At 60.7% G+C, this 14977-nt stretch carries 16 protein-coding genes; 4 read left to right on the top strand and 12 right to left on the bottom strand.

Annotated elements, in window-relative coordinates; all coding sequences use genetic code 11:
* Positions 1-209: 209 nt before the first annotated feature.
* From ACYQ47_RS10520 to ACYQ47_RS10475, 10 genes are all read right to left on the bottom strand, one after another.
* The gene (locus tag ACYQ47_RS10520; protein WP_250468339.1) at positions 210-428 is read right to left on the bottom strand and encodes a hypothetical protein; all 219 of its coding nucleotides are present in this window, start codon (positions 426-428) and stop codon (positions 210-212) included.
* 143 nt (positions 429-571) lie between these two features.
* Positions 572-880, bottom strand: a complete 309-nt coding sequence (locus ACYQ47_RS10515; RefSeq protein ID WP_459905342.1) for a hypothetical protein — start codon at positions 878-880, stop codon at positions 572-574.
* A 97-nt stretch (positions 881-977) separates the two neighbouring features.
* Complete coding sequence (locus ACYQ47_RS10510) at positions 978-1829, bottom strand: amidohydrolase family protein (protein WP_459905341.1); 852 nt, start codon at positions 1827-1829, stop codon at positions 978-980.
* A 25-nt stretch (positions 1830-1854) separates the two neighbouring features.
* A complete protein-coding gene (locus ACYQ47_RS10505; RefSeq protein ID WP_459905340.1) occupies positions 1855-3495 on the bottom strand; it encodes a class I adenylate-forming enzyme family protein in 1641 nt (546 codons plus the stop codon).
* A gap of 57 nt (positions 3496-3552) precedes the next feature.
* The gene (locus ACYQ47_RS10500) at positions 3553-4647 is read right to left on the bottom strand and encodes an ABC transporter ATP-binding protein (protein WP_250468343.1); all 1095 of its coding nucleotides are present in this window, start codon (positions 4645-4647) and stop codon (positions 3553-3555) included.
* A 25-nt stretch (positions 4648-4672) separates the two neighbouring features.
* Positions 4673-6262 carry a phytoene desaturase family protein gene (locus ACYQ47_RS10495; RefSeq protein WP_459905339.1) on the bottom strand — a complete coding sequence of 530 codons (1590 nt, stop codon included), beginning with the start codon at positions 6260-6262 and terminating at the stop codon, positions 4673-4675.
* Positions 6263-6281: 19 nt separating this feature from the next.
* On the bottom strand, positions 6282-7133 hold the full coding sequence (locus ACYQ47_RS10490; protein WP_250468345.1) for an ABC transporter permease: 852 nt from the start codon (positions 7131-7133) through the stop codon (positions 6282-6284).
* Positions 7130-7963 carry an ABC transporter permease gene (locus tag ACYQ47_RS10485; RefSeq protein ID WP_459905338.1) on the bottom strand — a complete coding sequence of 278 codons (834 nt, stop codon included), beginning with the start codon at positions 7961-7963 and terminating at the stop codon, positions 7130-7132. Before ACYQ47_RS10485 ends, ACYQ47_RS10490 begins: the two co-directional genes overlap by 4 nt.
* 25 nt (positions 7964-7988) lie before the next feature.
* On the bottom strand, positions 7989-9065 hold the full coding sequence (locus tag ACYQ47_RS10480; RefSeq protein WP_459905337.1) for an ABC transporter substrate-binding protein: 1077 nt from the start codon (positions 9063-9065) through the stop codon (positions 7989-7991).
* A gap of 31 nt (positions 9066-9096) precedes the next feature.
* Positions 9097-10590, bottom strand: a complete 1494-nt coding sequence (locus ACYQ47_RS10475; protein ID WP_250495260.1) for an aldehyde dehydrogenase — start codon at positions 10588-10590, stop codon at positions 9097-9099.
* 146 nt (positions 10591-10736) lie between these two features.
* On the opposite strand from ACYQ47_RS10475, the gene ACYQ47_RS10470 reads away from it, so the two are divergent.
* Entirely contained in the window at positions 10737-11633 is an 897-nt protein-coding gene (locus tag ACYQ47_RS10470) for a LysR family transcriptional regulator (RefSeq protein ID WP_244832438.1), read from the top strand.
* Positions 11634-11657: 24 nt separating this feature from the next.
* Here ACYQ47_RS10470 and ACYQ47_RS10465 read toward each other — a convergent pair whose 3' ends face one another.
* The gene (locus ACYQ47_RS10465) at positions 11658-11915 is read right to left on the bottom strand and encodes a hypothetical protein (RefSeq protein WP_459905336.1); all 258 of its coding nucleotides are present in this window, start codon (positions 11913-11915) and stop codon (positions 11658-11660) included.
* 377 nt (positions 11916-12292) lie between these two features.
* Positions 12293-13477, bottom strand: a complete 1185-nt coding sequence (locus ACYQ47_RS10460; protein WP_459905335.1) for a thiolase family protein — start codon at positions 13475-13477, stop codon at positions 12293-12295.
* A gap of 498 nt (positions 13478-13975) precedes the next feature.
* Between ACYQ47_RS10460 and ACYQ47_RS10455 the strand changes: the two genes are divergently transcribed.
* From ACYQ47_RS10455 to ACYQ47_RS10445, 3 genes are read left to right on the top strand one after another with little or no spacing between them, the layout of a single operon-like run.
* Positions 13976-14236, top strand: coding sequence for a hypothetical protein (locus tag ACYQ47_RS10455; protein ID WP_250468351.1), 261 nt, complete (start codon positions 13976-13978; stop codon positions 14234-14236).
* A gap of 37 nt (positions 14237-14273) precedes the next feature.
* Entirely contained in the window at positions 14274-14534 is a 261-nt protein-coding gene (locus ACYQ47_RS10450) for a hypothetical protein (RefSeq protein WP_309936315.1), read from the top strand.
* A 37-nt stretch (positions 14535-14571) separates the two neighbouring features.
* Positions 14572-14832 carry a hypothetical protein gene (locus ACYQ47_RS10445; RefSeq protein WP_459905334.1) on the top strand — a complete coding sequence of 87 codons (261 nt, stop codon included), beginning with the start codon at positions 14572-14574 and terminating at the stop codon, positions 14830-14832.
* The last annotated feature ends 145 nt before the right edge of the window (positions 14833-14977 follow it).

The following is a 14977-nucleotide window of genomic DNA, read 5'->3' as shown; positions in this document are numbered from 1 at the left end:
GCGCTAGTAGCAGCCTGAGGCAATGTTCGCGCGTTGTCGACGAAACCGCACCAACGATGCTTTAAGAACTCAACCAGGAAGCGCAAACGAAAACGGCCTAAAGGCGCAGGTATCGCGCCTTTAAGCCGCACTTTGAATACTCCGTCACCTCGTTCGATCGTTTCAACCCTGAACCACTGCCGAACGAAGCGAATTCGACACCCTAAAGCTTAGGGCTTCGGTGCCGACGACGGGATCGGGGCAGCCTTCGTCGTGTTCTTGTGATGCTTGCGGTGATGCTTTTTAGTCTTGGTTCCACTTGCGGGCTGCGCGGCGTCGGCCGTCGTGGCAGCCGGAGCTGCAGGGGCTACGGCAGGCGCCGAAGCCTGTGCGAATACACCAACGGAAAACAAAGCGGCGATCGATGCGGCAACGAGTTGCTTTTTCATGGCGGTCAGGCCCTTCGTGGTTGTTTAACAGTGTCGCGGCTTAAGTACCGCGAGTACTTGCTTAACGCCTCGCCACGCTGTGTGTTGACACGCATCGAAAAAAAATTTCCGGTCCTTGTTGGAAGACATCCCTGACAAGCCAGCTACTTAATCTCCTTCAATGTTGTAAGGTCTACCACACCATTCTGACTGGTAAACGCAGGGCCATGCCCTGCGCCACTTCCTTGGGACACCCCGCTAATGCGATGGTCCGCGCTGTCATAAGTCTTTAACGTGCCGTTGTCTTCGATTAAAAGTCGCTTCGCATCCGCAAAGAAGGCGTAGCGCAGACCGTTCTGTGCACCACTCGTTTGCGGCTCGCCGAGATTGTCCGGCCACCAATGTTCCATCGGCTTCATGGGCTCCATCGGTTGCATCGGCGTCATGGGTTTCATGGGCTTCATCGGTTCCATCGTGTTCCTTGTGGGCTGAGCGCTGGTTTGAAGGTCAGACGACGTTCACTGTCAGCAACACGCGTACCGCCTTTCATTCATTCACGACGCGGGCGCTTTAGCCTCCAAGGAACTGCACCGCATTGTTGCAGAGCCAATCCTCGCGAACCTGATCCGCCATTCCAAGCGCATCGAACTCCTGCAAAGCCTTATCGACCGGCATCATCGGAAACGCGGACCCGAAGATCATGCGCTTCTTAAGCACTGTCTTGCCGTATTGCAAAAGCGGCTCGTAACCCGAGTGCGCGGTGGCAAGTAGCTTCGGCCGCACAGCCACGGTGCCTATCCATACATTCGGATGCCGCCACGCCACCGCAAGCAGTTCATGCACCCACGGCCATCCCGGCGGCGAAGCGCATACCCGCAACGCGGGCAACGACATCATCACGCGGTCGAGCGCGGCAGGATGGCCATGCATCATCGAGGTATGCGTCGAGAAGTTCGTGCCGCAATGAATATTCACCGGCACGTTTAATTCGACACATTTGCGATAAAGCGGAAACAGCAAGGGATCGTCGATAGCCAACTTATGCTCGAAGCCCTGCACATTCAACCCACGCAGACCGAGTTCGCGCACCGCCGTCTCGAACTCCGCGACCGCCGCATCGCCTTTATGCGGATCGACGCCTGCAAAGCCGATGTAGCGCTCGCCATGCGTGTGACAAAACGCAGCCACGTGCTCGTTCGCTATCTTCACGCCGAACGTGCTGGTGAGATCGCGCGCCTTCAACACGACATGTCGCGCCTTCAGTCGCTCGTAAGTCGCGAGATAGTCGTCGAGTGGATCGACACCATTCGCGCTCGCGACTTGACGCTCCGTACCCTCGTACACGCGCCGATAATTCGCCAGATGAGTGACAGGACCGTCGAACTGCAACGACGGAGGACGGCTCGAAAAGTCCACGAACATGGGCAGCTCCGGCAAGCGTCTGGCGTTACCGCCAACGCGACTCCTGACGATCGAAGGTATCGACGAACGGATCGGTTGTCTCGGCAATCAGGCGTTTTTTCGCGATCTTGCGCGAAGGCGTACGCGGAAAATCGCCGACGATATATTGCAGATAACGTGGCACCTTGAACGACGCGAGATGCAGCGCGCAATGCTCGAACACCGCCGCGGGCGGAACGTCGCTATGCGTGAGTCCTTCGCGCAACTTGAGGTACGCCTTCACTTCCTCGCGACGCAGCGGATCGGGCACCGGCACGACTGCGGCTTCATCGATTGCATCCATGCTGCGTAGAACGGTCTCCACTTCGGTTGCCGAGACATTCTCGCCCGAGCGCTTGATCATCTCCTTGATGCGTCCCACGATGAAATAAAAGCCCTTTGCATCGCGTCGAAACAGATCGCCCGTGCGAAACCAGTCGCCATCGAAACTCTCGGCGTTGGCCTCTGGACGCTTGTAGTACCCCCATAAAATGCCGCGCCCGCGAATCCAGAGTTCACCGACTTCATCTATATCGGCGATACTGCCGTCATCGCGACGAACCTGCAGTTCACGAAACGGGGCAGGCAGACCGCAAGTGCGTTCGAGCGCCTCATCATGGGCCCACGCGGGCACGAGTGCGCCCGTTCCTACTTCGGTCATGCCGAAGCCTTCGCGAGCAATCACGTTGAAGCGCGCCTGCACTTCTTCGCGCGCGCTTCTGGTCCATCCGTAGATGCTCACATACTTCAGGCATACATCGGCGTCGCGTTCGCTCTGTGGATGCGCGCTCAAGGCAGGCTCGGGAAAGATGCAGTAGTGAATCCGATAATCGATGAGCCACGACATGAAGCGCGTGAGACTCATGCGCTCGGCAATGTACGCGGTGCCACCGAGCTTAAGCGTCATCAGGAACTGCCACATCGGGTCCATGTAGAAGAACGGCGCCCAGATCAACACGTTCTCGATGCCCGCTTCCGGCCCGCGCCTATTACGCGCCGCACCGTGGCAATGAATCATCCAGTAATCGTGAGTCAGCATGCAGCCCTTCGGAAAGCCCGTCGTGCCTGAGGTGTATTGCAGATTCAACAGGTCGTTGCGCGACACCGTTCCGGGCGCATTGAACATGGCGCTGCCCGCATCGAGCAAAGCCTGCCATTGCAGCGGATGCTCGCTCTCGCCGCACACGATCACACGTTCCCATGCAAGCAGTGCGGGCAGCGTGGGCGCATCGGCGAGACGCGGCAGGAATTCGGCGTCGATCACGAGGTACTGCACGTCGGCATCGGTAAGGACGAACATCATTTCGTCCTGCGTGTAGGCGGTGTTCACGGGCACCATGACCGCGCCGATACGGCCCAGCGCGATCCACGAGATGGGAAACTCGGGCGTGTTCTTCAACATCAGTCCAACGTGACAGCCCTTGCGAATACCGCGCCTAACAAATGAATCGGCAAGCTGCGAAGCCGCGCGATCGATTTGCGCATACGTCATCTCGATACCGCGATCGAACCACACCGCAGCGGTCTTATCGCCATATAGCGCGGCCTGTTCGCGCACGAAATCTCCGAGCGATTCAGGCAATGCGAGTTGCTCCTGACGCTTTCGACGGACGAGTTCGTCCGCCACGGTCGGCGACTGTGTCTTCATACATGCTCTCCACGAAATTCGAAACCTCGCACGGCGAGGCGCGCCTGTCGCGCGTATTTAGTCTTGAAGAATGATCTGGCAATCCTCCGGCGCCCAGTCGACGAGCACCGGCGCGCCGCGCTCATGTTCGGCGCGCCGCCGTGTGCCCTGTTGCTGGACGACGATCTGCGTATCGTCGGCAAGACGCACGTGATGACGCACGACGCTGCCGAGCGTGATCGAGTCTTCGAGCGTGCCGGAATGACAAATGCCATCGACAGCATGATCGTCAGGCGGCCGATGCGCGGACGTCATTCGCACGCTTTCCGGTCGCACCAGTAGCTTCACGGCCGCACCGCGCGACATCGTCTGCGATGCCGTCGCGGCGCGCAGCATGCCAAGCGGAGTCGACACGACCACATGCGTCCCGATGTCGTCCTGCACGGTGCCCGAGATCAGATTGGCCGTGCCGATAAAGCTCGCCGCGAACGCCGTGCGCGGCGAACGATACAGCTCGTCGGGTGTCGCGATCTGTTCGACGCGCCCCTGATTCATGAGCACGATGCGGTCCGACATCGAAAGCGCCTCGTCCTGATCGTGCGTGACGTTAAGCATCGTGATGCCGAGTTCCGCATGCAGCCGGCGAATCTCGAGTTGCATCTGTTCGCGCAGCTTCTTGTCGAGTGCGCCGAGCGGTTCATCGAGCAAGATCAACGCCGGGTTATAGACGATGCAACGCGCAAGCGACACACGTTGCTGCTGGCCACCCGACAGTTCCTTCGGCTTGCGCATCGCGATGTCGGGCAAGCGCACCATGTCGAGCACGTCCCTTACCTTGCGGCGAATCTTGTCCTTCGGCATCTTGCGCACGCGCAGCGGGAACGCAATGTTGTCGAACACGGTCATGTGCGGCATCAGCGCATAGTTCTGGAACACCATGCCGAGTCCGCGGGCACTCGGCGGCGCGTTCGTGATGTCGACGCCGCGCACGAAAATCTGCCCGGACGATGGCGTGACCATTCCCGCTATCACGTTGAGCAGCGTAGTCTTGCCCGAGCCGCTAGGGCCGAGCAGCGTGACGAACTCGCCTTGCTTCACGCTGAAGTCGAGCGGCGCGAGCGCCTGCACTTCGCCGTAGCGCCGCGAGACCTGCTTCAGTTCGATCATGTTCATCGTCGGATTCCGTGAATGATGCCGCTCAGTGACGCTCGCTGCGCATCACGACTTGCGCCGCGTTGTGGCCAGGCACGCCCGTCACGCCGCCGCCCGGATGCACGGATGCCCCGCATTGATAGAGTCCCTTCACCGGTGTGCGATAGTCCGCGGCCCCCTGCACCGGCCGCCTGAAGAAGATCTGATCCGCGCTCAGTTCACCGTGATGCACATGACCGCCCGGCAGCGCGAAGATGCGCTCCAGATCGGCGGGCGAAAGCACTTGCGCATCGTCGATGCAGTCGCGAATATCGGGCGCATGCAACGCAAGCGTATCGAGCACGATATGAAAGAGACGTTCGCGCTGCGTGTCCCATGTTCCTTCGCGTAACGTATAAGGCGCATGCTGGCCGAAGATGCTCATCAGATGCTTGCCCGCAGGCGCGACGCTTGGGTCCATCACGCTTGGCGTCAGCACGACGAGCGGCGGTCGCGGCGATAACTCGCCGTACTTGGATGCATCCCACGCGCGTTCGAGATACTCCACCGAAGGTCCGATACGAACTTGCGCCGGATAAGCAAAACCTGCTGCATTGGAATCGAAATCCGTGAAAGTGGGCAGGCGTCGCAACGCGAGATTCACTTTGAACGCGGTGGAACGGTCGCGTATCTGCGCGACACGCACGAGAAATTCGGGCGGCACATAATCCGCATCGACGAGTTGCTGAAACAGGATCTTGGTCGCCACGTTCGATATGACGCAACCCGCTTCAATCGATTCGCCCGATGCGAGCCGCACGCCCGTCGCTCGTCCGCCGCTTATCTCCACCGACGCCACCGGCGCATCGCAACGCACCTCCATGCCATGCGCCCGCCCCGATGCCGCGATGGCTTCGGAGATGGAACCCATGCCGCCGCGCACGAAGCCCGCCGGCCCCTCGTTCGTGGTGTGATCGCGAATGAAGCCGCGCAGCAACACATACGCCGAGCCGGGCGAGCAGATGCTCGTGGCCGCTCCGCCGCACGAGGCGTAGAAGCCCAGCGCCGCGATCATCTGATCGGACTCGAACCAGCGCGACAGGTAATCGCGCGCGCTCAACGTGAGTACGTCGTACAAGTCGTAGAACTGCTCGCCCATATCGCGGAAACGCCAGGCGAATCCAAGCAAACGCCCGCGCGCGCCGAGCGCGGCATCGGCGGGATCGGGCGGAATCTCCCAGAGCATCTCGGCGACGACCTTGCCGAGCCGAGCCATATGCGCGCGATACTTACCGTATGCATCGGCATCGGCGCGGCTAAAGCGCGCGATGTCCGCATGAAGCCGTTCGCCTTCCCCGCGAAACACGAGACTCTTACCATCGCCATAGAGATGCAGCATGGGCGGCGGCACGACGATCTCGTAACCGTACTTTGCAAGCTCGAGTTCGCGGATGATACGCGGCTGCAACAACGCCATCGTGTAGGACGCGGTCGATACGCGATACCCCGGCCACACCGCTTCGCTGACGGCCGCGCCGCCTGCAAGTTCGCGCCGTTCAAGCAGACATACCTTGAAGCCTTTGCGCGCGAGATAAGCACCGCACACGAGGCCGTTGTGTCCCGCGCCGATGATCACCGCGTCGTACCTGTTCGCCATGTTGGTCTCTAGTTCAAGATTAGTCGGCGGACGCGTCGCGCCGTTGCAAAGCCATGATGCCGATGCACACCAGAAGCGATATCAGCGTGAGCAGCGTCGAGACGGCGGCGAGCACCGGCGATACTTCCCAGCGGATCGCGCTGTACATCTTGACCGGCAAGGTCGTGGTCTGCGGTCCCGAGATGAAGTACGCGACCACCACCTCGTCGAATGACAGAAGGAACGCGAACAGCACGCTCACGGCCACCGACGCGCGTATCTGCGGCAACACCACTTGAAAGAAGATGCGCACGCGGCTTGCGCCCATCAGAAGCGCGACGGCTTCGAGCGATGCATCCGCGTGACGCAAGCCCGAGCCCACCGCAATGATCACGAACGGAACGACGAGCACGGCATGCGCGAGCGCAAGTCCCCATACCGTGTTGACGAGCGAGAGCATCGAGAACTGCTTATACACGCCAAGACCGAGCACGACGACGGGCACGAGCATGGGCGTGATGGCGAAGGTTTCGAGTACGCGCTTGCCCGGAAACCGGCCGCGTGCAAGCGCATAAGCGCCTGGCACACCGGCCGCTATCGAGATTACCGATGCCAGCAGCGCGACCATCACGCTCGTCACACACGCGCCCCACCATGCCGGATCGGCGAAGAACTGCCGGAATAGCGCAAGCGAGAGGGTCTTCGGCGGAAACGTCAGTTCGCTGCCGCCGCCGAACGAAATCGGCACGATCACGAGGCTTGGCAGCAGCAGGAACAAATAGCCGCACCATCCGCCGATGGAACCGAGCACGCGCATGAATACACGCGAGTCGCGGCGCTTCGGTTCGGGCTTGACGAATTCGTTGCTGACACGCGTTGCGGTATCCATCATGCGAGCGCCTCCGTGCCGCGCTGAACGCGTCCGAGCACCGCGATCAGCGCCCCGGACAGCACGAGCAACATCATCGCGATGGAAGCGGCCAGCGTCCAGTCGAGCGTCTGCCGCGTGTAGAAGTCGATGAGGTTGGCGAGCATCATGTCGCGCGGCCCGCCGAGCAACGCGGGCGTGATGTACATACCCATAGAGAGCGTGAGGCACATGAGAACGCCTGCGAACACGCCGGGCATCGACAAAGGCAACGTGATGCGCGCGAAGATCATCGCGGGACCTGCGCCCATGAGTTCGGCGGCGAACTTGAGGTTGCGGTTCTGCGTGGTGAGGCTCGTGAGAATGGGCAGCACCATGAACGGCAGAAGATAGTTGGTCATTCCTATCACGACGCCAGTGCGGTTGAACATGAGGTCGGGATGCCATGTATCGCCACTCAACCATCCCGCGAGTTTCGCGACGATCCCCGCGCTGCCCAGCACGACGGTGAAGGCATAACTCTTCACGAGCACGCTGGTCCAGAACGGCAACATCACCATCACGAGATACGGCGCGCGCTTCGACATGGGCATGCGGGCGAGATGCAGCGCGACGATATACCCAAGCACGAGACTCGTCGCCGTGGCGAGCGCGCTGATGATCATCGTGTTGCCGAGCACGCGATGAATGAGCGCGCTCGTCAGCACCTGTTCGTAGCCGCGCAGCGTGAACGCGTGTTCGTAGATGCTCGACCAGCCGACTACGCCGAGCGGCCACAAAAAGAACACCGCGAGCAGGCCGTAGAGCGGCAGCAGCATCACGACGACGGCCTTCAGGTTCAGCGTGTAACTCATCGCGCGCCCCTTGTTTTACGCTACTTTATGTCAGCATCCAGGTCGTGAAGCGGTTTTGCAACGCGTCGTAGTGATCGCCCCACCACGTGTCGTTGATGATCACGCTGTTCGGATCGTGCATGTCCGGTATGCGCGCCTTGGCGGCGGCGGATACGAGCGGCATGGCCTGCACCGCGTTCGGCGCGAACTCGACCATCTCGCAGAATGCGGCCTGGCGGTCGGGGCGCAGACAGAACGCCACGTATTGCATGGCAGCTTGCGTGTTCTTGCCGTACTTCGGCACCGCGAGATATTCGAGGCTGTTGAGCGTCTGCTTCATCGACATCTGCACCGACGTACCCGCTCTTTGCGCGGGCAAAACGCGGCTCAGATACGTGTACGTGAAATCGAGTTCGTTACTCGCGATGAGCGTCACCGTCTCCGGCGTCGTCTCGATCCACTTGCGCACACCCGGCTTGATGCGGTCCATCGCCGCGAAGGCGCGTTCGACATCGAGCGGGTAGAGCTTGTCGGGCGCGACGCCATCCGCGAGCAACGCCATTTCCAGGTTCTCGCTCACCCGTGGGCGCAAACCCCGACGACCCGGAAACGCTTTTACATCCCAGAACTCCGCATAGGTCGTCGGATGCTTGCTGCCGCGCTTCGGGTCGAAGCCGATCCCGCCCGCATACGAATACGTGCCGACGAAGTCCGCGCCCGTCTTCGTGATGAGGCCATCGGTCTTGACGATGGCCGGGTCCAGCTTCTCCCACATGCCCTGACGCGAACCCGCGACGATCTGCGGTCCAATGCTGTCGAACACATCCCACGACACATTCTTCGATTCGACCTGCACCTTCATGCGCGCGAGATCCGCGCTGTTGACGAGATTCACCGCGATGCCCGTCTCTTTCGCAAAGGGTTCGGCGAACGAGGCACGCACCGCCGCTTCATAGGCGCCGCCCCAGCATGTCACGCTGATACTCTTTGCCTGCGCACGCACAATGGCCGGTGCGCCGAGCAGCGCGGTGCCGGCGAGCGCGCCGGCTTGCAGCAGGAAGGTGCGTCGTGAAGGCGACGGACTGGTCGATACGGTTTTGGCTTGGGATAGTGGCGCGTTCATGTCGGTCTCCATGCGAGGTCGGGGCACTGCTTCATCCGGCGATCCAGATCGCCTTCCAGTCCATGTATTTGTCGAAGGCGTGCATCGACTTGTCGCGGCCGAATCCCGATTGCTTGAAGCCGCCGAAGGGCGAGGACATGGTGCCGCGATCGAAGCAATTGACCCACACCACGCCCGCCTTCAATTGACGCGAGACCTGCTGCGCCCGCGCGATGTTCGAGGTCCACACCGCGGCGGCGAGGCCGTAGATCGTGTCGTTGGCGACGCGCACCGCTTCCTCCGGCGACTCGACCGTGATGGCTGACAGCACCGGCCCGAAAATCTCCTCGCGCGCGATACGCATGTCGTTGCTCACACGATCGAACACGGTCGGCTCGATAAAGTAGCCGCCCGATTCCGGCCGCGCGGTACGCCCACCAGCGATGACACGCGCGCCATCGGCACGACCCGCATCGATATACGACATGACCGACTCGTGCTGCGCCTGGCTCACGATCGCACCCATCTTCGTGGCGGGATCGAGCGGGTCGCCGGGCACGAGGTCCCGCGCGATGGCCGCGACTTTCTCCAGCAATTCGTCGCGTACCGCCGCGTGTACGATCAGCCGCGAACCCGCGTTGCACACCTGTCCGCTATTGGCGAAGATACCGGCCGCCACGGCGCGCGCGGCGGCGTCGAGATCGGGGCAATCGTCGAGCACGATATGCGGGCTCTTGCCGCCGCATTCGAGCCCGATGCGCTTGATATTCGACTGACCCGAGTACTGCATGAACAACTTGCCGACAGCGGTCGACCCGGTGAAGCCGACAGCATCGACATCCATGTGCAGACCGAGCGCGCGCCCCGCCGTTTCACCGTAGCCCGGCACGACGTTGAGCACGCCCGGCGGCAAACCCGCTTCGGCCGCAAGCGCGGCGATACGAATCGCGCTTAGCGGCGATTGCTCCGCGGGCTTGAGGATCACCGAGTTGCCTGCGGCGAGTGCGGGGCCGAGCTTCCAGCTTGCCATAGAGAGCGGATAGTTCCACGGCACCACGGCCGCGACCACGCCGAGCGGCTCGCGCACGATCATGGTGGTCACGTCGGGTGCGGCGGGCGCGGTTTCGCCATAGAGCTTGTCGATGGCCTCGCCATACCACTGGATGCAGGTGGCCGAACTCACGATGTCGCCGTTGTAGGCATTGGTGATCGGCTTGCCGACATCGAGCGATTCGAGCAGCGCCAGCTCTTCGCGATGCGCCATGATCAAGCCCGCGAATTTGAGCATGACGGCTTTGCGTTCGGCAGGTGCGGCGCGCGACCAGACGCCGGATTCGAAGGCGCGTCGCGCGCTTCTGACCGCGACGTCCACGTCTTCCGTTCCGCATTCGGCGACTGCGGCGATGGTGCGGCCCGTGGCCGGGTCGATGGTCGCAAAGAGCTTGCCGGAGAGCGCGTTCACATAGCGCCCGTCGATGAACGCGCGGCCCTCGGGCCGGATTTCTTGCGCGCGGGCGCGCCACACCGATGCGTCGGGAATGCTCACTGCAAAGCTCCTTGAGTTGGGTCGATTGCCTGCGTGCCTTTCAACATCCAGCGTTGAAATCAAGTGTAGGGTTTCAAAAGTATGAAAACCAATACATTCTGATAACCTTGTTCCTGCCAGAAAGTTATACCTTCGACGGGTCCGCCATGCTCAAAGTGCGTCATCTGGAAATCTTCCGCGCGGTGGTCAAGGCGGGCAGCGTGTCCGCTGCGGCACGTCTGCTCTACGTGTCCCAGCCTGCCGTGACCAAGACTCTGCGCATGCTGGAAGAAGACATCGGGCTTACGCTTTTTCTGCGTGTGAAGGGGCGGCTCGTATGCACGCCCGAGGCGGAGGCAATCCTGCCGGAGATAGAGCGGTTGTTTGGCAGCGTGCAATCGATTGCGCAGACCGCACGCGAGATTCAGGAGGGCCAGCGCGGGTCGATTCGCGTATCGACGGTCTCCATGCTCGCAACCACTATCGTCGCGCGCGCGGTCGGCAAGTTCCGCGAGACGCATCCGCAAGTCGAATTCGATATCAGGGCGTTGCCTACGCGTCACGTCGTCGAATACGTGAACAACAATCAGGCGGATTTCGGCATTCTGGATGTAGCCGCGCCTTCAGGCACGCTCGAGGTGGAGGAGTTCTGTCGCGCCGAACTATGCTGCGTGATGCGTGCGGAGCATCCGCTTGCTGCGCGCAAGACGGTCACGCCTCGCCTTCTGGATCACGAGACGCTAGCGACCTTCGGGGAAGACACGTTGACGGGGTGGCGCCTGCGCGAAGCGTTCCGCGCGCAGGGACGGGTCTTTACGAGCGCGTTCGTGTCCAACAGCACGCCGGTGCTGTGCGCGCTCGTGCGGGAAGCCAATGCGGTGGCGCTGGTGGACCCTTTCTCGCTGATGAGCCGTTCGTTTCCGGACTTGATTGCACGACGATTCTCGCCGGCCGTACCGGTCGAACCGCGCTTTCTGTTTGCGCCCGGCAGACCGCGGTCGGTCATCGTCAATCAATTCGTCCTTCAATTGAAGGAGACTGCGGCGGAGTTCGTGATGGGGTGAGTCTTTAAGTGCATGCGTTACGGACTAAGGCCGACTCGTGCTTGCAGCGAGCGCCGAAGTATCGGCTGTCATGCGATTCTCACCCGTTTCGATCTTGCCGACGGCGACAGCGCCACTCTCCGAATCACCCGACGTGTGAGTGGACCAGAGCGTAATGCCTGCCAGTGCAACGAGGCAGACCGTCGTCCATGCGGCTACGGTGCTCAAGTGATCGCGCAGACGCCTTGGCATCCGCAAAGCAGGCTTGCTGGCCTCGACGATCTCGGGTGCCGGTTTCTCCATCACGAATCCGCATCTCGGGCAGTTCGCTACTTCCGTGCGTGCTTCCGCGCCGCATTCCTTGCATATGATGGAAAACATCCGTACCTCTGTCCGCCTCGTGTGATCGCTTCTGAGGTAACGACACGGCGCGCGCGATCTTTAGCTTTCTCCCTTGAAACGTGAGGTTTTATGCGTTTTCGGTTGATCCGGTGCGGCGCCTTTCGACGGGGCAAGCCTGTGCGCAGCGCCGACGACATCGCCCGAACGCGATGCCTTCGTCACGCGTATGACGGCGGGAATCGCATGCTGTAACGCACAGCCCGCGCGTCTCGTCAAAAATGCCATGCTGCTCGACGGATTTCGGCCCGGCATTCCTGCCGCACTTTTTGCGCTATGCCTTAAACACTTTCGAGCGCGAGCGCGATGCCCTGCCCTCCGCCGATGCAAAGCGTCACGATGCCTCGCCGCACGCCATCGCGACGCATCGAGTGGATTAGACGCGTGGTGAGCACCGCGCCCGTGGCGCCGATGGCATGACCATGCGCGATAGCGCCGCCATCCACGTTCACGATGTCCTCGGGAATCCCGAGTTCAGCTATGACGGCGAGCGGCACTGCCGCGAAGGCCTCGTTGATCTCGAAGCGCTCCACGTCGCCCAGCTTCCAGCCCGCGCGCTCCAATACCTTTGTCACGGCCGGGGCCGGTGCGATGCCAAACAGCCCCGGCTCGACCGCCGATACCGCGAAAGCAACGAGCCGCGCCGAAGCGACTACATCTAACGATTCAGCCGTGGCACGACGCGTGACGATCATCGCCGATGCGCCGCTATTCAGGCCCGGCGCATTGCCTGCGGTGATGGTGCCGTCCTTGCGAAATGCGGGCTTGAGCCGAGCAAGCGTTTCGAGGTTGGTATCGGGACGCGGTTGTTCGTCTGTATCGAACGGAGACACGCCTTTTTTGCCAGGAACGTCGACGGTCACGAGCTCGTTTGCGAAGTGACCTGCATCTCGCGCATCGCTGAAGCGCCGTTGCGAACGTTCTGCCCAGCGGTCCTGCGCCTCGCGGCCGATGCCGTACTTGCTGACGAGGTCTTCCGTGTGCCAGCCGGAATGCTGGCCCGAGAACGCGTCGTCGAGTCCATCGCGCAACATGCTGTCGATGACCTGTGCCGCGCCCATGCGTTGACCCCATCGCGCCGCAGGCAGCAGATACGGCGCGCGATCCATGTTCTCCATGCCACCGGCGATAACCACGTTCGAGATATCGAGTGCTATTTCCTGAGCCGCCGATGCAATTGCCTGCGCGCCCGACCCGCATACCCGATTCACCGTGACAGCAGGCGATGCCACCGGAATGCCGCCGTCGATTGACGCCTGGCGCGCGGGATTCATGCCGCTGCCTGCCTGGATGACGTTACCCATGATGACTGCATCGACCTTTCGCGGCGCCAGACCCGCGCGACGCACGCTCTCGCGGATAGCGGTGGCGCCCAGCTCCGTTGCCGCCACTTCTTTCAAGCTGCCGCCAAAGGCTCCGATTGGCGTGCGCACCGGCGCGCATAGAACGATTTCGTCTTTGAACATGACATTCTCTCCATGGTTAGTGCATATGCACATTTTTCCATGGATTTGAGAAGCTTGCAGAGACGATGGGTGGTTGAGCGTTCGACGTCGGGACGACTCGATCAGGGCCGGGATGACTCCAAATAGCACCCTGCGCGTTAGCAAAGTTGAGTTGTTTCGATATTCGAAGTGTGGACGGCGGTAGCCAAGGACTCGTGAGACTTGGCTGGGACTACATTTTTTTCACGTCTCTGTCTTGCGGACCAAGAGGACCTTCCACTGTGTCTGTTCAGGACAGTCATTTTCGAAATTTATGTCGGCTCCATCAAAACACAAATGTTTCTACTGATCTTTCTCAACCTGATCGAAGCGTGCGACCAATTCAACTTTTATTATTTTAAATCAATCATTTAGACAGCCAAACCAAATTTATTTGCGTCGTTGGCATGCCTCTCGCGTATGTAGCTACGAGCGCAACAAGTTATCGCTCGACCAACCCAACCACTTAGGAGATTCACCATGCTGACGATCAAAGACCTCGCCGCTTCCAAAGAACTCGGCCGTGCTGAAATGGGCGCTATCACGGGCGGTAGCTCGTTCTTCTCGAATGCCGGTTTCAACAGCAACGTTCAAGCAGGCGGCGTGTCCTTCGCTTCGCCCCAAGCGAACATCGCACCTGTCACGCAAGTCGATGCATCGACCACCACCAACGTCGATCTCAAGACCGTCAACAAGTCGATTACCGCCGTGGGCAGCCTGCTCGGCGGCATGGCGCTTTAATTCACACCATCCAATCACATTGTTTAGGAGATTTATCATGCTGACCATCAAGAACCTCGTTGCTTCCAAGGAACTCGACCGCGCTGAAATGGGCGCCATCACGGGCGGTAATTCGCTCTTCTCGAACGCCGGTATCAACAGCAACGTGCAAGCTGGCGGCGTGTCGTTCGCTTCGCCGCAAGCGAACATTGCACCTGTTTCGCAAGTCGATGCATCGACCACCACCAACGTCGATCTCAAGACCGTCAACAAATCGATCACCGCTGTAGGCAGCCTGCTCGGCGGCTTGGCACTTTAATTCACACCATCCAAACACATTTCTTAGGGGATTTATCATGCTGACCATCAAGAACCTCGTTGCTGAAAAAGAACTCGATCGCGCTGCAATGGGCTCCATCGCGGGCGGCTTCTCGATCTTCTCGAACACCGGCGTCAACTCGAACTATCAGGCAGGCGGCGTGTCTTTCGCGAGCCCGCAAATCAACGTCGCACCGGTCACGCAGGTCGATGCCTCGCAACACACGAACGTGGACGTCAAGAGCATCACCAAGGCGGTCGATGCGCTCGGCAGCATGTTCGTCGGCATGAAGGCCTAAGGGCTCGCAGGCTCAGAGAGGGAAGGACCACGTGCCTTCTTCTCTCGTTGATTCTTGCCGATAACGTCCGAGCCTCAACGAGAGGACCGTATCTCCTTGCGGCCCTCTAGGTGAAGTGTTTTAGCCCGCTTGTTAGCGGGCTTTT

The organism is Caballeronia sp. HLA56, from assembly GCF_054655155.1.
This window is presented reverse-complemented; position numbering and strand designations above follow the sequence as displayed.